Source organism: Lysinibacillus sp. BSL11 (genome assembly GCF_052928325.1).
In genome coordinates this window covers 34,826-54,705 of the sequence record NZ_JAVGCX010000003.1, presented here as the reverse complement: position 1 = coordinate 54,705, position 19,880 = coordinate 34,826, and the positions used below count along the sequence as shown (strand labels likewise).

The 19,880-nt window shown below is 38.4% G+C and carries 19 protein-coding genes; 10 read left to right on the top strand and 9 right to left on the bottom strand.

All coding sequences use genetic code 11. The features are described 5' to 3' along the window. Positions 1-152 precede the first annotated feature (152 nt). Together RCJ95_RS04550 and RCJ95_RS04545 are read left to right on the top strand one after the other, a co-directional pair. A complete protein-coding gene (locus tag RCJ95_RS04550) occupies positions 153-1,238 on the top strand; it encodes a glycosyltransferase family 2 protein (RefSeq protein ID WP_312128483.1) in 1,086 nt (361 codons plus the stop codon). A gap of 179 nt (positions 1,239-1,417) precedes the next feature. Beyond that, positions 1,418-3,160: a beta strand repeat-containing protein gene (locus tag RCJ95_RS04545; RefSeq protein ID WP_446721948.1), complete on the top strand. Its 1,743-nt coding sequence runs from the start codon at positions 1,418-1,420 to the stop codon at positions 3,158-3,160. Positions 3,161-3,299: 139 nt separating this feature from the next. On the opposite strand, the gene hemY is transcribed toward RCJ95_RS04545, so the two are convergent. From hemY to hemE, 3 genes are all read right to left on the bottom strand, one after another. Continuing rightward, positions 3,300-4,721 carry a protoporphyrinogen oxidase gene (gene hemY / locus RCJ95_RS04540; protein ID WP_221681393.1) on the bottom strand — a complete coding sequence of 474 codons (1,422 nt, stop codon included), beginning with the start codon at positions 4,719-4,721 and terminating at the stop codon, positions 3,300-3,302. A 14-nt stretch (positions 4,722-4,735) separates the two neighbouring features. Then, positions 4,736-5,656: a ferrochelatase gene (gene hemH / locus RCJ95_RS04535; RefSeq protein ID WP_257520521.1), complete on the bottom strand. Its 921-nt coding sequence runs from the start codon at positions 5,654-5,656 to the stop codon at positions 4,736-4,738. Positions 5,657-5,811: 155 nt separating this feature from the next. Next, complete coding sequence (gene hemE / locus RCJ95_RS04530) at positions 5,812-6,861, bottom strand: uroporphyrinogen decarboxylase (RefSeq protein WP_048391738.1); 1,050 nt, start codon at positions 6,859-6,861, stop codon at positions 5,812-5,814. 233 nt (positions 6,862-7,094) lie between these two features. Here hemE and RCJ95_RS04525 point away from each other — a divergent pair, with 233 nt between their 5' ends. Continuing rightward, positions 7,095-7,613 (top strand): antibiotic biosynthesis monooxygenase family protein, encoded by a 519-nt coding sequence (locus RCJ95_RS04525; RefSeq protein ID WP_112116631.1) that lies wholly within the window; start codon positions 7,095-7,097, stop codon positions 7,611-7,613. A 67-nt stretch (positions 7,614-7,680) separates the two neighbouring features. Here the strand turns inward: RCJ95_RS04525 and RCJ95_RS04520 are convergent, their stop codons facing one another. Continuing rightward, positions 7,681-8,862 (bottom strand): ABC transporter permease, encoded by a 1,182-nt coding sequence (locus tag RCJ95_RS04520; RefSeq protein ID WP_221681155.1) that lies wholly within the window; start codon positions 8,860-8,862, stop codon positions 7,681-7,683. Further along, on the bottom strand, positions 8,846-9,595 hold the full coding sequence (locus RCJ95_RS04515) for an ABC transporter ATP-binding protein (protein WP_221681154.1): 750 nt from the start codon (positions 9,593-9,595) through the stop codon (positions 8,846-8,848). The genes RCJ95_RS04520 and RCJ95_RS04515 overlap by 17 nt, the downstream gene beginning before the upstream one ends. A 104-nt stretch (positions 9,596-9,699) precedes the next feature. On the opposite strand from RCJ95_RS04515, the gene RCJ95_RS04510 reads away from it, so the two are divergent. From RCJ95_RS04510 to RCJ95_RS04485, 6 genes are all read left to right on the top strand, one after another. After that, positions 9,700-10,113, top strand: coding sequence for an HIT family protein (locus RCJ95_RS04510; protein ID WP_221681153.1), 414 nt, complete (start codon positions 9,700-9,702; stop codon positions 10,111-10,113). Between the two features lie 148 nt (positions 10,114-10,261). After that, positions 10,262-10,798 carry a tryptophan transporter gene (locus tag RCJ95_RS04505; RefSeq protein WP_257520523.1) on the top strand — a complete coding sequence of 179 codons (537 nt, stop codon included), beginning with the start codon at positions 10,262-10,264 and terminating at the stop codon, positions 10,796-10,798. A 134-nt stretch (positions 10,799-10,932) separates the two neighbouring features. After that, positions 10,933-11,328, top strand: a complete 396-nt coding sequence (locus RCJ95_RS04500) for a YtxH domain-containing protein (protein ID WP_221681151.1) — start codon at positions 10,933-10,935, stop codon at positions 11,326-11,328. Between the two features lie 157 nt (positions 11,329-11,485). Continuing rightward, a complete protein-coding gene (locus tag RCJ95_RS04495; protein WP_004230760.1) occupies positions 11,486-12,046 on the top strand; it encodes an HTH-type transcriptional regulator Hpr in 561 nt (186 codons plus the stop codon). A 203-nt stretch (positions 12,047-12,249) separates the two neighbouring features. Continuing rightward, positions 12,250-12,795 (top strand): DUF3267 domain-containing protein, encoded by a 546-nt coding sequence (locus RCJ95_RS04490; protein WP_221681150.1) that lies wholly within the window; start codon positions 12,250-12,252, stop codon positions 12,793-12,795. Positions 12,796-12,865: 70 nt separating this feature from the next. Further along, a complete protein-coding gene (locus RCJ95_RS04485; protein WP_008173337.1) occupies positions 12,866-13,051 on the top strand; it encodes a hypothetical protein in 186 nt (61 codons plus the stop codon). 245 nt (positions 13,052-13,296) lie between these two features. Here the strand turns inward: RCJ95_RS04485 and RCJ95_RS04480 are convergent, their stop codons facing one another. Then, positions 13,297-13,401, bottom strand: a complete 105-nt coding sequence (locus RCJ95_RS04480; RefSeq protein WP_004230765.1) for a YjcZ family sporulation protein — start codon at positions 13,399-13,401, stop codon at positions 13,297-13,299. 143 nt (positions 13,402-13,544) lie between these two features. Between RCJ95_RS04480 and RCJ95_RS04475 the strand changes: the two genes are divergently transcribed. Then, complete coding sequence (locus RCJ95_RS04475; RefSeq protein WP_221681149.1) at positions 13,545-14,525, top strand: peptidylprolyl isomerase; 981 nt, start codon at positions 13,545-13,547, stop codon at positions 14,523-14,525. A gap of 62 nt (positions 14,526-14,587) precedes the next feature. Here the strand turns inward: RCJ95_RS04475 and RCJ95_RS04470 are convergent, their stop codons facing one another. From RCJ95_RS04470 to RCJ95_RS04460, 3 genes are all read right to left on the bottom strand, one after another. Next, positions 14,588-15,892: a methyl-accepting chemotaxis protein gene (locus tag RCJ95_RS04470; RefSeq protein WP_221681148.1), complete on the bottom strand. Its 1,305-nt coding sequence runs from the start codon at positions 15,890-15,892 to the stop codon at positions 14,588-14,590. Positions 15,893-16,057: 165 nt separating this feature from the next. After that, on the bottom strand, positions 16,058-16,993 hold the full coding sequence (gene yhaM / locus RCJ95_RS04465) for a 3'-5' exoribonuclease YhaM (protein ID WP_004230771.1): 936 nt from the start codon (positions 16,991-16,993) through the stop codon (positions 16,058-16,060). Then, positions 16,990-19,878, bottom strand: a complete 2,889-nt coding sequence (locus RCJ95_RS04460) for an AAA family ATPase (protein ID WP_446721947.1) — start codon at positions 19,876-19,878, stop codon at positions 16,990-16,992. The genes yhaM and RCJ95_RS04460 overlap by 4 nt, the downstream gene beginning before the upstream one ends. Between the last annotated feature and the right edge of the window lie 2 nt (positions 19,879-19,880).

Genomic DNA, 19,880 nt, shown 5'->3' with positions numbered 1-19,880 from the left:
AAATTCGGGTGAAACTTGGAAGGTAAATTTATGACAAACCATGAAAATACATTTCACATATCCGACTCGCAATTCTTCTAACAGTTCAATCATCCAACCAATAATTCCGTCCTTACATATATTACAAAGATAATGGTAAGGAGGAATAGAGTATGATATCCATTAGCTTATGTATGATTGTAAAAAATGAAGAAGATGTTATTGGTCGATGTCTTGAGTCTGTCAAAGATATAGTAGATGAAATTAATATTGTTGATACGGGATCAACAGATAGTACAAAGCAAGTGGTTGCACAATATACAGACCGAATTTTTGATTTTACATGGATACATCACTTTGCAGCAGCACGAAACTTTTCCTTTCAACAAGCAACAAAAGAATATATCCTCTGGCTTGATGCTGACGATGTTTTTTTAGAGGAAGACCGCCAAAAATTCAAGGCACTCAAAGCATCTCTTACTTCCGACATTGATGCTGTTTCTATGAATTATCATTTAAGTTTCGATCATGAGGGAAACGCAGATGCATTAATAAGAAGATATCGCCTTGTCAGAAGAGAAAAGCAATTTCAATGGATTGGCGCAGTTCATGAATATTTAGAAGTGAGTGGTATGTTGTTTGATAGTGATGTTGCTGTTAGCCATTTACCGTTAACCCATGATCACTCTCGCAATATTACGATTTATAGACAACTGATTGAAACGGGAGAAACACTATCACCACGTGATACATTTTATTTTGCTAATGAATTAGTAGATCATGGCCTGTTTGAGGAAGCTATTTATTATTATGAATTATTTTTAACGTCCAAATTAGGATGGATTGAAGATAATATTCGTGCCTGCTTAAAATTAGCAGATTGCTATTCTCATTTAAACGATAAAGAAAACAATTTCAGTGCTATAATACGAAGCTTTGAATACGATATCCCCCGCCCAGAAGCCTGCTGTCGCCTAGGTTATCACTTTATGGAACAATCCAGAAATTACGAAGCTATATTTTGGTATGAGCAAGCTCTGGTTATTAAACAGAAGCCAAATGCCCCCTTTCAAAACAAAAGCTTTTCTACATGGCTACCCCACTTGCAGCTCTGTGTTCTTTACGATCGCTTACAACAATATGAACTAGCCCATGCCCATAATGAATTAGCAGGCTCGTTTATTCCGAATGACCCCAAAATTCTACACAATAAAGAATATTTCAAGCGTATTTTAACAATCAATCAAAATGACTCTTAAAAAATATCAATTACCATCTAAAAAGATTCATCTTCTATTCGCAGGATAAACATCCATTTATCTTAAATACAGTTGCAACGAATCTATAAATAACTCTCTATTTACAAGTAAATAATAGTTATGTGTCTACCTCCCTTATCATTTATCAGAATACGATATTTGAGAGAGGAGGTGAGATTATGCATTTTGGAAATTTTATTGATAGAGTTTGCAGTAAGTGTCATTCATTTCCTTGTTGTTGTAAAACTGGTCCAATTCCAAGTTGTCCAATTTGGCCAGTGAAACCTACAGGACCGACTGGGGGGATAACTGGACCTACTGGTAGTACAGGTGTGACTGGCGCTACTGGCGTTACCGGCGCTACTGGTTCTACTGGCGCTACTGGCGCTACTGGCGCTACCGGCGTTGCTGGGGCTACTGGCGTGACTGGCGCAATCGGACCTACTGGCTCTACGGGGGCTATCGGCGTTACTGGTTCTACGGGTGAGACTGGGCCTACTGGCGCTACTGGTGTTACTGGGGTTACTGGGGCTACTGGCGCTACTGGTGTGACCGGGGCTACTGGCGCTACTGGTGTTACTGGCGCTACTGGTTCTATTGGTGTAACTGGGGCTACTGGGGCTACTGGCTTTATTGGTGTTACTGGCGTTGCTGGGGCTACTGGGGCTACTGGCGCTATTGGCGCTACTGGCGCTACTGGCGCTACTGGCGCTACCGGCGTTACTGGCGCTACTGGCGCTACTGGCGCTACCGGCGCTACCGGCGTTACTGGCGCTACTGGTTCTACGGGTGAGACCGGCGCTACCGGCGCTACCGGCGTTACTGGCGCTACTGGCGCTACTGGTTCTACGGGTGAGACCGGCGCTACTGGTGTTGCTGGTGTTGCTGGGGCTACTGGCGCTACTGGCGCTACCGGCGTTACTGGCGCTACTGGCGCTACCGGCGTTACTGGCGCTACGGGTGAGACCGGCGCTACTGGCGCTATCGGCTCTACGGGTGTAACCGGGGCTACTGGCGCTATCGGCTCTACGGGTGTAACCGGCGCTACTGGCGCTATCGGCTCTACGGGTGTAACCGGCGCTACTGGCGCTATCGGCTCTACGGGTGTAACCGGGGCTACTGGCGCTATCGGCTCTACGGGTGTAACCGGGGCTACTGGCGCTATCGGCTCTACGGGTGTAACCGGGGCTACTGGCGCTACTGGCGTTGCTGGGGCTACCGGCGTTACTGGCTCTACTGGGGTAACCGGCGCTACTGGCTCTACTGGGGCTACCGGCGTTACTGGCTCTACTGGGGTAACCGGCGTTACTGGCTCTACTGGGGCTACCGGCGTTACTGGCTCTACTGGCTCTACTGGGGTAACCGGCGTTACTGGGGCTACTGGCGTTACTGGCTCTACTGGGGTAACCGGCGTTACTGGGGCTACTGGCGCTACGGGGCCTGCGTTTACTGAAGGATTCTCTGCCTTTAAAAACACGTTGGCTGTTAGTGGATCTACTCCAATCACTAACTGGAGTGTTACTTCACCATACTTTACAACACCTGCTTTCAATCCAACAACTGGTATTTTCACTGTACCAACTACAGGTAGGTATTCCTTTGAAGCAACCATTAACTACTCCACTGCTGCGGCTATTAGCGTTACTTTAGGAGCAGGAATAAACCCTTCATTTGCAATTAGACAAAATGCTACTACTAATTTAATTAGTGGCTTGTTCCCTGTACTAAATGTCAATGTGGCACTTGTATTAACTTTACGCGCAGTTCTGGGAAATGGCACAATTACTTTAGCAGGAGAAGTGAATTTAAATGCTGGAGATACAATCGATTTGTTCTATGAGGCCAATGGATTGACTATTTCTCTTACACTAGGCGGCGCTAACTCTGGTGGTATTGTTTGGTCATGTCATCGAATTTCTTAGAGTTAGGACATTATTAAGCAATACAGCTTTTAGTAGAAATAGCAAACCACTATTTTGTGGTTTGCTATTTCTTTTTCATGTAACAATATAAAAAATAGTACAAACATTGATAATAAATGTTTGTACTATCTGATTTGCATTACTTGAACATTTCCATTAATACTTCATTGGCGACCTTTTTACCTTGCTGTACGCATTCTGGAATCGATATGCCTTCAAACGAGCTTCCTGCAAGCTTTACAGTTGGAAAATGCTCTTGTAATTCTTGCTTGATACGAAGGACTTTCGCCTCGTGGCCAACTGTATATTGTGGCATCGCATTTTTCCAACGTGTTACAACAGTTGTGATAGGTACACCATCGATACCAATCGTTTTCTCTAAATCCTGTAGCACGGTTTTTTCGATCTCCGTATCCGATAACGCTACAATCGCTTCATCGCCCACTCGACCAATATAACTACGTAATAATACATAATCCTCTGGTGAAGTACCTGGCCATTTTCGATTCATCCAAGTGCAGGAAGTAATTGAAAAATCACTATTTCGAGAGACATAAAAAGAAAGTGCGTCTAAATCACCGAGTTGTTCCTTTTTAAAGGCCATTGTAACGGTTGCAATAGTCGCAGCCTTCATTGTGCCCAATTCATGTAATAGACTTAACTTACTAAACATTTTTTCAGCCATATTAAAGGGGGTGGCAATAATAACAGCATCTGCTTTGATATGCGAAAAATTGTTGAGTATCACCTGAACTGAACCATCCTTGCCATGCTCTATTTCCTCTACTTTGACACCCTTCATCACTGTCCCCGGAACTAAGGATTCTTCAATACTTTCAATGAGTGTTTCAAGGCCATTGCTAAAGGTTTGAAAGATACCTTTATTTTCAGCTATGTGATGATTGCTTAAGAAATTCGTGCCTGACTTCTTCATACCAATCAGCAAACTACGATATTGTTGTTCTAAACTATAAAGCTGCGGGAAGGTTGAACTCATACTTAACTGCTCAATATCCCCTGCAAATGTACCCGCTAGTAGGGGCTCTACTAGATTTTCCACAATCTCCGCACCAAATCTTCTTCTAAAAAAAGCGCCTAACGGTTGATCGTCATTCTGTGTAGAACGGGGAATAAAAAAGTCCCCCACCGCACGAACTTTACCACTAAGTGAGAACAAGCCTGAAGTTATGAATGAAGAGATATGTGGTGTCTCTCCAGATAGGAGATGACTAGGTATTGTATATAACTGACTACCAACAGCTACATAGTTTGGACCCGCATTACTTGTTAATAGTTTCTGTTCGATCCCGAGATCCTTTGCTAAAGCATGGACATAGTTTTCACGATCAAAAAAAGATTCTGGCCCACGCTCAATAATAAAGCCATCTTTTCTTAGAGTTTGAATTTTTCCGCCAAGACGTAATGACGACTCGACAAGTACGATATCTAATGGCAATTCTTTTGCGCTTGCTTCTTTTTGCATATAGAACGCAGCTGTAAGGCCTGTAATGCCACCGCCTACGACAACTACCTTTCGTCTTTTCTGAGTCACCAACATCATCACTTTCTTTTCGCTTAGCTTAATTTTTTATGAATCGCCCCTACCATCGCATCAATAAATAAAGGATGTGTATTTGGCATCGCTGGACGATAGTATTTTGCACCAAGTTCATCACAAACAACTTTACATTCAAAATCATTGTCATACAACACTTCTAAATGCTCTGTTACGAAACCTACTGGTGTATAAACAAATGAACGGAAGCCTTTTTCTTCGAATAGCTCACGTGTTAAGTCTTGAACATCTGGACCAATCCAAGGCTCTGGTGTTTGGCCTGCTGATTGCCAGCCAACCTCTACATTTTTTAAACCTGTCGCAGTTTGAATAAGACGAGCTGTTTCAATTAGTTGATCTTCATATGGATCACCTAAGTTTTTAATTTTTTCAGGCAATGAATGTGCTGATACAATTAGACAAGCTGTCTCCCGTTCTTCTTCTGTCATTGCATTAAATGTCTCATTCACTTGTTGTTTCCAATACTCTATGAATTTTGGCTCGTCATACCAAGATTCCACAGAAGTAATCTTTAAGCGACCTCCTGCAGCCTCTTCAGCACGACCATTATAAGACTTAATTGAGAAAGTAGAGAAGTGAGGGGCTAAAACAATAGAAACCGCTTCTTTTATGCCCTCCGCCACCATTTGCTCTACTGCATCTTCTATAAATGGATGAATATGTTTTAAACCAATAAACAATTTATATTCTACAGCATCCTGTACTTCGTTCAAACGCGTACATAATGCTTCAGCTTGCGCTTGTGTTGCCGCAGCTAATGGGGATAAACCACCGATTGCTTCATAGCGGCTACGTAAATCTTCTAAATGCTCTGCAGAAGGTTTACGTCCATGACGAATATGCGTATAGTAAGGTTCAATATCTTCTTCTTTATAAGGTGTTCCGTATGCCATTACTAGTAAGCCTTTAACTTCTTTCATTACCTTTTCACCTCTAAAATTGTTTTATGTTTTTCATACATTATGTGATAAAAAGAAGCTGCCCAATCTTAATTGCTGGACAGCTCCTTTTCTACATTGGAATTAAAATTTCCTATATAGAAAAGGACATATTATTCACGCTTGATTGACTTCCATTAAGAACGAGCTTGAATTTGTTGAGCACTATATTCATGAATAAGCGTTGTAAGACGTTTTAAGACATCTGGGTCAACCTCTGGGAAAACACCATGACCAAGATTAAAGATATGACCTGGCATTTCTAGTCCTTGATCAATAATATCTTTCGTTCGTTTTTCAATAACTGACCAATCTGCAAGTAATAGAGATGGATCTAAGTTTCCTTGTACAGGCTTGGTAATACCATTGGCACGTGCGTCTTTAATCGGTAAACGCCAATCTAAGCCCACAACATCAATCGGTAAATCATTCCATTCTTTTGCTAAATGGCTAGCACCTACTCCAAATTGAATTAATGGTACATTTTCTTTTTGCAACTCTGCAAAAATACGAGTCATAATCGGTTTAATAAATACACGGTAATCCTCTACATTTAAGGCTCCAACCCATGAGTCGAACACTTGGATAGCTTTTGCACCAGCTTTAATTTGAGCCGTTACATCTGCAATAATCATGTCAGCGAGTTTATCCATTAAAGCAAACCAAGCTTGAGGTTCTGATACCATAAATGATTTTGTTTTATTATAGTTTCTTGAAGGACCACCTTCAATCATGTAGCTTGCAAGTGTGAATGGGGCTCCAGCAAAACCGATTAGAGGTACATTTAATTGCTCTTCTGCAAGTAACTTGATTGTCTCTAATACAAATGGTGTATGCTCTTTAGCATTGAATTCACCTAATTTTTCTACATCCGCTACTGAACGAATAGGGTTAGAAATAACAGGACCAACACCTGCCTTGATTTTCACATCTATCCCAATTCCAGGGAGAGGTGTGACAATATCTTTATATAAAATAGCAGCATCTACATTGTAATTCTCAACAGGTAGACGAGTGACATACGCACATAGCTCAGGTTGGTGTGTAATTTCCTCTAAGGAATACTTTTCTTTAATGGCACGGTATTCTGGCTGAGAACGTCCTGCCTGACGCATATACCAAACTGGTGTATGTGCGGTCCTTTCTCCACGTGCAGCACGTAGAAGTGTATCATTAAAAGTTGTCATGAATAGTTCCTTCCCCTCGTTAAATTCTTACTATAAAAAATCGCATGTTTATTCCTTTATTATTGATATCCGTTTCCAATAGTAAACGCTTCCTCTGTTATTGTATAGTTTTCCTAGTGAAATGTCATAAAATTGTTCTTTCTCGGCATATTCTTTTTGAACGGAGCGTTAGACTTACGCCAGAAAGGGTATAATCACGCTATATTAGTAAGATTTATAAGGAGGATAAATTCATGTATATTTATTTAACTTCTGGTACTGGCGATTTTTTGGAACAGGTAAAAAATAAGTATCCTAATGAACATATGATTTTAATTCATGGGGAAGGTAACTCTGTACTGATACATGAAACAGAAGGAAAAACAGTATTTGCGACACCTCGTAAATTTGAAGTGCTAGATTCAGTAAATGATTTAGAGGAACATGGTTTCTTTGTTTTCAATAATATTCCTGTAACGGATGAAGGAAGACCCGTTTTCGAGCATCGCTTTTTAGAACGTTCACGCGCTATTGAAAACGAGCCTGGCTTTGTTGCCTTCCGTTTATTAAGGCCTATCAAGAGTGATACTTACATTGTCATGACTCAATGGCATGGACCCCATTCATTTGAGGCATGGAAGAGTTCTAAAGCCTATGAAACTGCCCATGCTAGAAGAGATGATTCAACTGGAATACGCCAGCAAAACATCTTCTCAGCAGCTTCTTATGTAACAACCTATAGTGCTATACCGAAAGAAGAAGATTCACAATAAGTTTAGATAATTAAAAGCTCATTTATCCAACAATATCATTGGTAAATGAGCTTTTTAGTATTCTATTCTACTTTGAAACCTTCGACGTTAATTCACTAATCACCAAAACAATAATGAAAGCAATATAAAACATTGGTTGTGTCATAGCACATAAGCCCACAACAATAGCTTGTGTAATCATGGCTAAACGCACAATTTGCTTCACAGCTAGTTGACGAGCATGATCTGGTAACGGATAGAGCATGTCCATTCGAAATTCGCCACTGGATAACAGAGCTTGTTTTAACTGAATAGTTGTCGCAAAGCTGAGTGCACCCGCTACAATCCATGTAACGACAGGAATATCTACAAAAGCCGCAATGATTGCTGAAATAGCAGTAAGGCGTACCCATAAATAGAAATGGTCATCTGTCCGAATAAAGGTACGAAATACCAGGTACTTTTGAGCATTGCCCTTACCGTATGGTACAAATTTATAGAGCCAGTCCATCCAGCTGCGACGACGGATGCTTCCGTGTAAATGAGGTACGTCTGTAAAATAATTTGCAAAACGGTAAAAGCTCATCATGCGATTCTGTTCAAGCTTGACAAAATGCTCATAAGGCACAGGCTCACCGATTGATTTTTTTCTAAAGACGATAATATAAATAACGCTAATAACTGTAGCGACTACTGCTAATATAAACTGAGCATGGAGTCCCAAATAGATTACAGCCGCAAACACGATAGCCCGGATAAGCCTGTCCACCCAAACCATATGGCCTCGTTCACTATAACGATAGTTAAATTCTCCTTGAACACTTATATATTTCAATACAATGACAAGTAAAAATATAGTCCATATGTCGATCGTTGTTAATTCTGTTACTGCCTTTAATAATGGGATACTAACAATATAGACGATCGCTACTATCCACACTTGAGACCAAAACGTCCAAGCCAACGCCTTGCTGAAGTACAAAGACATTTTTGATTCTAAAGGTAATAAGTATACTTGATCTGGCTCTCTCAACAATGTAGTCGGACGGCTAAAGGCCAATAAAATCCCTATGATAACAGCTATCAGGATTTCTGCTGGAAAGTCTGTTTGAACAACTTTCAGCCATTCGCTATATTGATAGCCCCCTGCTCCTATTAGAAATACAAGTACGATGGCAATATGCCCTGTAAAAATAAATTGCATATATTTTTGTACTTCTCCTATATAATGCATGAAGCGAGAGGACCATACATCACGCAAGTTCTTCATGGTCCCGCTCCTTTGTCATAGCAATATAAAGGTCATCTAATGTCGCATACGGCATAGCAAATGATTGACGTAAATCAGCCATTGTTCCTTGTGCTCGAACTCTTCCTTCATGCAATAAGATAATGCGATCACAATGCTTTTCAGCAGTCGATAGAATATGTGTAGACATTAATATAGAAGCGCCTTCTTTTTTCTTTTCATCCATTTGGTCTAATAACGATTGAATACCTAGTGGATCCAATCCCACAAATGGTTCATCAATAATATATAGACTTGGATTCACTAAAAAGGCACACATAATCATAACTTTTTGACGCATACCCTTTGAAAAATGTGAAGGGAACCAATTTAATCTTTTTTCCATTCGAAACTCTTTTAACAGTACTTCAGAACGAGCATCGAGTGTTGCTTTGTCAATACCGTAAGCCATTGCTGTTAATTCTAAATGCTCTCTTAATGTTAACTCATCATATAATACAGGGGTTTCAGGAATATAAGAAAAAGCTGTACGATACTTGTCTGTATCTTCCTTTAATGTTACACCATTTAGACGAATGTCCCCTTCCTTTGGCAACATTGTTCCTATAATATGTTTAATTGTTGTACTTTTACCAGCTCCATTTAAGCCGATTAAGCCAACTAGTTCACCTTTTCCAATCGTAAAAGATAGATCTTTTATAACAGGTTTTCTTGTATAACCACCTGTCACGTTCTGTACCTCTAATACTGACATATTCTCACTCCTCTTCTTGTATTATATTTTATCAAAAATTAGCAAATGATACAGGTTTGAGTATGATAGAATGTACTTACATATACGTTAAGGGGGAAATTCTTATGAGCGATTGCCTATTTTGCAAAATTATTGATGGATCCATTCCAAGTACAAAAATTTACGAAGACGATCATGTCTATGCATTCACAGACATTTCACCTGTGGCAAAGGGCCATACACTTTTAATTCCAAAGCATCACTGCCAAGATCTATTTGAAATGCCAGAGGAAGTGGCTCGTAATCTATATGCTGTAGCTCCCAAAATTGCAAATGCTATTAAAGCAGCATTTCAGCCTATTGGTTTGAATACCATTAATAACAACGGTGCTGCTGCTGGACAAACTGTTTTCCACTACCACTTACATTTTATTCCGCGTTACGATGAAAAAGAAGGGCTAGGCTTAATTTGGCAAACACAAACGTACTCACCAGAGCAGTTGGCAGAAGTAGCAGAAAGTATTAAAGCCAATCTATAAGCCATTTGTAATATATTAACATCTGGATGTTCAGAATGCTGTATTGCAAATTTTTAAAATTTAGCGTACAATCACAAATAAGTTTCGCTAGCGGTCAAGAGGACACGTTAGGAGACAAATAGATTAGCATAGTCGAGGAGAGATACAAATGAATACAAAGAATTTAGTATTAATGGCACTGTTAGTAGGTGTCGGTGCTGCACTTTATGTGGTTACACCAGGAATGGTGAATGGGATGAAGCCTGATTTTATGTTAACCATGATGTTTATTGGTATTCTATTATTCCCAACAGTGAAAGAAACGTTCCTACTTTCTCTTTCAACAGGGGTGCTTTCAGGTTTATTTACAACATTCCCAGCAGGTCTAGTTCCAAATATTATTGATAAAGCTGTTACTGGTTTTGTATTTTTAGCTGCTTTAATCATTCTCAAAAAACTAGCAGATCATTTTGCCGTATCTGCTGTCTTAGTTAGCTTGGGAACAATTCTTTCAGGAACTGTCTTCTTAGCAGTAGCGCTTTTTGTGTTTAATGCAAATGTTGGCGCGACGTTTGCGATGCTATTTATTGGCGTTGTCCTTCCAGCTGTCGTATTTAACGTTGTTGCGTTTGCCGTTATTTATCCAATTGTTTCAAAATTAGTGAAGCGCTCTAAATTCAATACAGCTATTTCTCAAATTTCATAAATAAACACTTTAAATAATCAAAAGAAACTAAACTGTGGCGGTCAAATCACTCGTTTAGTTTCTTTTTTCTTTTTGTATTGGTGCATTTCATGGTTTAATAGTAAATAAACATGACTAGAAATGAGGTATCTAATATGAAAGCAAAACCATTTTTACTTGGACTAACAACAGGAATTATTGGTGGGACAATCGCTGTGCTTTTCTCAACGCCACAATCTGGGCAACAGCTACGTGCTTCTGTTAAACAAAATGTTGACCAAACAAAGGGTATGCTCCTTGATGTAAAACAACAAGTAGGAACTGTTAAACAATCTGTTAATACATTAACAAATGAAGTAAAAAATAATATCCCACAAATAATAAATGATTTAAAGCAAACAATTACGACTTTTACTGAAGAAATCGAACCAACGAAAAATAATTTACAACAAGAATTAGATGCTTTACAGAATTCGATAAGCGAAATCGAGAAAAACATTGCACAAATTACAGAAAATAAGAAAAAAACTCAAGAAAAAGTTAGCGACTAAAGTCCTTATCAATAGTTAAATAATCTGTATTTTTATCAAAAACTATTGCTATAATATTATTTTTTAGCCACTTTTCAATTTTTTAATTTTTCTAACTTTAAACTTTTTTCCTTTACTGCTATAATATTTTTAAAAATGTGAAAGAAAGCAGTAGGTGATGGCTTTGTCAGAGGAATTATATACACAAAAAGAAGCGATGCTTTATAGTCAAAGAATCGCACAGTTATCAAAAGCGCTGTGGAAAGCGGTTGAAAAGGATTGGCAACAATGGATTAAACCTTATGATTTAAATATTAATGAACACCATATTTTATGGATTTCATATCATTTAAAAGGCGCTTCCATTTCTGATGTTGCGAAATTTGGCGTGATGCATGTTTCTACAGCATTTAATTTCTCCAAAAAATTAGAAGAGCGTGGCTTTCTTAAGTTTTCCAAGCGTGATGACGATAAACGTAATACGTATGTTGAGCTTACAGAAGCTGGCACAGAGCTCATTATAGAGATGAATAAAAACTACCATAATACGTATCATTCCGTCCTGGAAGGATCACTAGCATTAAAAGATTTATATGGCCGTTTTCCTGATTTTTTAGATGTAATGGCTGTTATTCGTAATATCTATGGTGAAGATTTCATCGATATTTTCGAACGCTCTTTCCAACATTTCCGTGATTCCTTTGACACACTAGAAGAACGCACACCTGTAAAAGGATAAGACGAAGCTTCAAACTGCACATAATTTTTCCTGCACTTATTTATAAGTTGAACAAAAATGTTATACTACTGTTCATTCAGGAATGAGTCATGTGAAAGGAGGTATTTCAGAAATATTTCTGAAGTACCTCCTTTTTCTTGCATTCTAACATAATTCAATTTACATTAAATAGGACACTTCCTATTTCGGAGTTGATAAAAACCATGCATTGCTGGAAAATTTTAAATTTAGAACATCATTACGGCACTACGCGTATTATTATAATGGGAGTCATTACCTTTTTATTGGTCTTTTCTGTTTCGTATGTAACGTTTAATTTATTTAATGAAGAGCGTTATACAGATCGACTATTCTGGCTCTTTATGATAGCTGTGCTAACACTTTATCCCATTCACAAATTTTTGCACTTTGTGGCCCTAATTGATTTACGCCAACATTTAAAATTACGTGTACGTAGTCAGTTTTATATAATTCCTGTTTTACACATGCGAATTCGAGAGCCATTATCTAAAAATCGATACATTTTAGCATTACTTACGCCTTTTATCGTTCTAAATACTAGTATTATAGTTGGAACATGGCTTTTACCAGCCTATACCCATTATGGGACATTGCTGTTAGCCTATCACTGTAGTCTATGCCTAATTGATATCCTTTACGTAAAGTATCTCTTGAATTCACCTAAAAATTCACAAATAGAAGAAACACCTAAAGGCTATGAAATTTTAGTTCCACCGACCGTTCACTAAATTGCTTGTACTTGTTTTTTATTGACGTTCTTTGTTATGCTATTACTATTGAAAGAGGGGAGGAATAGACTTGCTATTAATGATTGTAGTTCTATTCTCGGTATTCTATTTATTTCAAATTAACCGCATGACATATGCTCTATGCATGCGACGTGAAATTCCCGAAGAAAACCAACCAAAAATATTCCGAACTATAAATATACTTATTACTATCCTACTTGTCTCATTCTACATTGAAATTTTATATGCAGTTTAACAGAAAAATCCATTACGCCGAGGCGTAATGGAATCTAAATTTTTTCGGGCTTTTTTGAAAAGCCCCCTTCAAAAACATGTGCACCATCCGCGCCCGTCCGCACGCTCAAAGATAAGTCGAGCCCCCCATGCAACAACTTTTACTAACCAAGTAATTGTTTAGAACCTAAGGCATGCGGCGCGAATGTCTAACATTGTTAAGAAAAGCTAAGAGTTAATGCTCTTAGCTTTTCACTGTTTTATTAATTAGTATAGGAACGCTGCACCAACGATAATTAATAAAATAAATAACACAACTAATAAAGCAAAGCCTGAGCCGTAGCCACCGCCACCGTATCCTCCGTTGCCCATAACTTCACCCCCTTTCTTTTCTATATCCTATGCGCTTCAAAATTTGAAATATAGGCAATACTCAAGGGGGAACCATTTTGTTTTTAAAACGTTTATGTTATAGTAAAAAATGGACGAAACCATGTTAGGAGAGAATATCCACTATGAAAAAGACAGTTTTATCTTTAACTTTAGCTGCGTCTGTATTAGCGCTTGGTGCTTGTAGCGGCGGAGACAGCAAAGCAATCGTTACTTCTAAAGTGGGCGATATTTCAGTAGCTGATTTTAATGAAAAGGCAAAAGCTTTAACAGGCTCATATGTAATGCAGCAAATGGTGACTGAAAAAGTTTTAGCTGACAAATATGAAGTAACAGATAAGGAAATCAAAGAAGCGTATGATACAACTGCATCACAATTTGGTGATGGCTTTACACAAGCGCTTGCTGAAAGTGGTTTAACAGAACAGGGCTTTAAAGATTCTTTACGTGTTCAACTTCTTCAAGAGAAAGCTTTGAAAGATCAAGCAATTAAAGAAGAAGATGTGAAAAAATACTACGAGCAAATGAAAACAGAATTAAATGGTCGTCACATTTTAGTAGCAGATGAAAAAACAGCTAAAGAAGTAATTGAAAAAATTAAGGGTGGCGCTAAGTTTGAGGACGTTGCAAAAGAGTACTCAACAGATACTGGCTCTGCTCAAAAAGGTGGAGAGCTTGGATGGTTCTCTGTAGGTTCAATGGTAGATGAATTTAACGATGCCGCTTATGCTCTTGAATTAAAAACATTAAGTGAACCAGTAAAATCTAGCTTTGGTTACCATGTAATTGAAATTACGGACAAGCGTGATGTAAAAGGTGTTGGTTCATTTAAAGACGAAGAAGAAAACATTCGTTCAACTATGTTAAATAAACTGAACCAAACTGGTGAAGCTCAGACGATTCTTAAAGATATCGTTGCAAAAATGGCTAAAGAAGCCGATGTGAAAACATCTGATAAAGATTTAAAAGAACCACTTAAATTCTTTACAACAACAAGTGAAGAACAAGCAAAAGCAGCTGAAGAAGCAGCTAAAAAAGCTGAAGAAAATGCGCCAAAAGAGGATTCCGAAGATAAAGCAGAAGATACTGACAAGGAATCTAAATAATTAGAGTCTAGTATATAACAAAAAGAGAAGCACCTGATACATCAGATGCTTCTCTTTTTTCTCTATTTTACTTTAAATTGGCTAATTTCAGTTTGCAGGTCATTTGACATTGTTTGAAGAACATTTGCAGCACTTGCTATTTCCTCATTAGAAGCACTTTGTTGCTCGATAGATAAAGCAATATGCTGTATGCCCGAAGATGTGCCATTCGCTATGCCAACGACTTCTTTTACAGCATCATCTGTTTGACTTGCTTTCTCATTTACACGTAAGACAATATCCTTTACTTCCGTTGTACGATGACTTATCTGTTGCAAATATAAGACTATATTTTTAAAGGTATCGCCTGTCTGTTCAACAGATTCACGGCCTTCCTCCACAAACTGTGTCCCACTATTAATAGCATAAACAGCACTGGAGGTTTGGCTTAAGATATCATCCACCAATGTTCGAATATTATCTGCAGCCTTTCCAGATTCCTCTGCTAGCTTTCTTACTTCATCTGCCACTACTGCAAAGCCTTTTCCAGCCTCCCCTGCACGAGCTGCTTCAATAGATGCATTCAATGCAAGCAAGTTTGTTTGATCTGTAATACTTGTAATCAGCGCTACAATCGTACTGATTTCCTTCGATTTTTCGCCTAAAGCATTTACAACTGCGGTTGACTGATGAACAGATTCATTAATGGTATTCATTTTTTCAATCGTTTGCTCAATTAGTTGTAATCCTAAATCAGCCTTTTGGTTCGTTTCAATTGCTATTGAGGCCACTTCCTGTACAGCAGAAGATGCATGATCCATATCTTTAGTAATTAAATGTGCTGATTCAGATAATAAATCCATTTGCCTTAATTGTCCTTCAGCACTGGAGGCAATTTCCCCAATGGCACTAGAAATAGTTTCAACTGTTTGACTGCTTTGCTCGGTAATCGTTGTAAATTCCTTTGTAAAGGTTGATACATCTGTCGATGCCTTATTCGTCTTTTCAATGACCGTCCCAATTTGCTCTAGCATATGATTAAATTCAGTCGATAATTGACCAATTTCATCTTTTAATCGATCATCAATGCGAACAGTTAAATCGCCATCAGCAGCCTGGGTCATAGCATTTAACACACGCTTGACACGCCTTAAGACAATATACCTTGTACATAACGAAATAATTACTGTGCCAATAAATAACGAAATAAATGTATTAATGGCAACCCCAGCACTTCCATTCAAATGCACTACCTTCTCGAATTGACGACTAACAAATTCTGAAATATGGGAGCTAATAAATAAGCTTATGCCGATAGCTAGTATCATTTTGAAAATTAAACTTTTCCAAAACTTAATTTTCCGTGAAAAAAGTCCCTCTGTATCCATTACTTTTCCCCATTCCTATAATTTCTCTCTCTATTCTAAATTAAATATTCACATTGGTACAATAGTTAGGCACTATTAGTAAATATATGAATACTTAGACTCAGAGAAATTAATAACGAATAGCTATACAGCAATGTCAGTTTATGAGCTGATTGATACTGCTTTTTATATAGTAGGCTTATAGAATGAACGATTATCAAGAGGGAAGAGTCTCTCTGTAAATTCGCCAGGTGTCGTTTTACCTAATGCCCTTGTTAACATATTCATCTTTGCATCAATGTTATCGATATAATGCAAAATTTCTGCTTCCTGAATCATAGGTTTTTTCGGGCTACCCCACTCTTCTTTCCCATGGTGTGACAATACCATATGCTGCAACAGCATGACTTCCTCACCTTCAATTTCAAGCTCACTAGCAATCTTAGCAATTTCATTTACCATAATTGTAATATGGCCTAATAAATTACCCTCCACTGTATACATTGTGGCAACTGGGCCTGATAACTCTACAACCTTTCCTACATCGTGTAAGATAATTCCAGCATATAATAAGTCACGATTTAATGTTGGATATAGATCAGCAATGGCTTTACCTAGTTTGAGCATGGAGACCATATGATCTAATAAACCTGACGCATAGTCATGATGATTTTTAGTCGCGGCTGGAAAAACTAAAATAGCCTCTTGATGTTTTTTAATTGCTGCTCTTGTAATTCGTGAGATGTTAGGGTTTTTAATGTCAAAGAAAAATTGCGTTAATTCTTCGTATAGTTGTTCTTTTGGTGTTGCAGAGGAAGGCACTAAATCATGAATAGCAATTCCTTCCTCTGGCTTAGCAACACGGATAGATTTAATACGCAATTGATTTTTTCCTCTATAGTCATGAATCTCTCCACCAACACGTACAATAGCTTCCGCATGGTATGTCTTTTCATGATCCTCATTCGTGTCCCATAGCTTTGCCTCTATATCCCCACTCTTATCTTGTAATATTAGCGACATAAATGGCTTTCCAACGGTTGTAACCCCTTTTGTCGCTTGTTTTATTAATAAAAATTGATCAACTACTTCTCCAACTTGGAGCGTCGTAATCCCTTTCATGTTGACGCCACTCCCCTTTCATTTGCTAATGCTCCTATATCGACAATCTGCTCTTTCTGCCAATAATTGAGCATTGTGTCATGACAAGTAAAATATAAAATTTGACGCTCATATCCTACTTCTTTCATTAATTGTACCATTTTGTTTGTGCGGTTTCGATCAAAATGGACAAAAGGATCGTCCATAATCATTGGAAATGGAGCAGCGCTCACTAGGGTTTTTGCTAGAGCCATTCGCAATGCAATATAAGCTTGCTCTTTGGTAGCCTGTGACAACTCCACCATTTGATAACGTATTCCTGCAGCATCCTGTGCTACAAAATAACCATCCTCATGAATCGAAAGTTTGTCATAGTTCCCTCCTGTTAGTAAACGGAATATAGCATTTACCTCTTCAAGAACATGAGGTAATTTTTCTTCACGAAGACGGAATAAGGTTTCGTGAATAGCTGTTGCCACCGCTTTTTTAGTTGCCCACTGCTCAATTAACTGCTGCAATTCTGTTTTCTCCTGCTCAAACTGTTGAAGTAATTGACCATACTTTTCATCATTTAATAGCTGCTCTTTTTCCATTAGCAAAGCAGCACGTTGTTCCAGACATTGATCAATTTCTAGTTGCAATGATTGCTGCTCTTGTTCTAAAGCAAATATGCGCTCGTTAACAGCGTCCTCAATCAGATTTTCCTTCTGTTGAAGAGCGAGTGAAGATAATTGAGCCTGAACGGTTTGCAATTCTGCCTCAATTTTTTTTCTCTGTTCAAATTGCTCATGCATTTCATAATAGGCCTGTTCATTTTGGATCTTTGCTTCTTTGAATAGCTCGGACATTTCAGCAGTATAACGATCCATTCTTGATTGTCCACCTTCTATTTTTATTTGGACGCTGGCTAGCTGATCTTTTGCATGCTGAGCTTGCTGCTGTTGCTGTTGTGCTTCAAGGTAGGCTGTTCGTAAATGCATATAAATTTCATGTTCATCATATGCTCCATCTAAAACCCGCTGAAGCTGCTCATAAATGCTGTTCTTTTCTACCTGCGTTTCTTGCAACAGACTTGAGGTACTGTTTCTTTTAGCTGCTAATTCTTGTACACCACGAATACGCATAAATAATTCGGGCATTAGCGATCTGGCTATCGTTCCTTGTAATCGATAACGCTTTAAAAAATGTTGGAGTGTTTGAGTGGCTTCTTCACTCTCCACCTCCGTTAGTTGAATTTTATATTCAAGAGAAGTATATTTCTGCTCCTTTTCTTTCTGCTGTTCATTGATGTGTAACAAGCGATCTTCATATCTTTGCTTCTTAATAAGAACTGCTTGTACTGTTAATTCCTCTTGCTCTAACTCCCGTATGAGGATGCTGTGCTCTTTATTAGTAGGTTCATCTGCTTGCTTAACATATCGAATAAACAAAAAGGTTAGCAATGATAAAACCGCTCCAATTAGGATTACAATTATGTTTTTTTCAAATACACCATAAGCAAACGACATGAAGCCAATCAGTAGTACAAGCCAGATAAAGTCATGAGGCTTCTTCTGCTTACTTCGTTGCGATTTGGCAACACGTAATTGCTCAAGCCTCCGCTTTTGATGAGGCCATTGTGCTAAAATATGTTCTTCCTCACTTGTTAATGACTCATGCATTAGCTGTTGCTTCTGTTTGGCTATGGCATCTAATTCTAGGTGTACTTGCTCTAGTGAACGTAGATGAAATTTTAGTTCTTCCTCCGCCTCCTCTAATTTACTTAATTGAAGCTGAAATTGTTGCTCCTGTTGGAGTGATACTGTTTCGTTCAAAAGATTTTCTTGTGCTTCTTTCTCTGTTACACCTAGTAAACGAAACTGTGCTTCAATTTCTTGTTCGAGCAAAAATAGATCATCCTGTAAATTTTGCTCTTTCACCATTAGCTGATGCCACGTTGCCTCTTTTTGCATAAGGTAAGCCATTTCATTGACCTTTTGATTATCCACTGTTGCAAGTATTTTCTCCTGTAATGTTTGATGCTGCTCCTTTAATTGCATCAATTGTTGACTTTCATGTAACAGACGATCCTTTGCTTGTTCATACCGTCTGATACCCTCTGAAGGAAACTGAACATGTTGAAAATTGGTCATTGTCTGTTGCAATGTCTGTTGCTGCTTGAGAAGAGGAAGTGCTTGTTTTTGAATAGTTAATTGCTGCCATTGTTGCTGTTGCCGTTTCTGCGTACCAAATAGCTGTTCTAGCTTTTGCTCAAATAATTGTAATTGCTGTAATTTACCCTCAAAGGTTCGAATCTTCCCCTGCTCCAGTTTAATTGTCCGCTCAAGCTGCTTTAGTTGTTCAATCTTTTGATTAATCAATGGCACTTTACCTGTCTTTTTAAACAGCTCACTAGCCTCTTTATCCATTTTCTTTTCAAGGGTGGATAAATACTGAATACCTGTTGTACCTGAGGCAAGTAGCAAATGGGTTAGCTCCTCTTCAGACATTTTTTCAATACCTTGTAGTTCATGCAGTGAAAAAGAAAAAATGGCTTCAAAGGATGCCCTAGAATAACCATATAAAAGCTTTACTAACAACTCCTCATGCCCCGTTGTTCCATCCTCTAGGTAGACAGTAACATCACCAGCAGCCTTTCCTTTCACACGTTCAACTGTACATTGACCATAAATTGGGTGTAAAAGTGTCAGCTGACCTCCATATTTCGTTGAAATTTTCGGCTCATATTTGCGCTGTATCTGCTGCCTTGTTGGGAAACCAAAAAGCATTTGTAGTATAAACTGCTGAATCGTCGTTTTTCCTGCTTCATTTAATCCGTAAAAAATAGTGACACCATCATTTAACGAAATGGAGATATTTTCATGCTTACCAAAGCCATATATTTGGATTTTTTGTATTGTCAGCATGT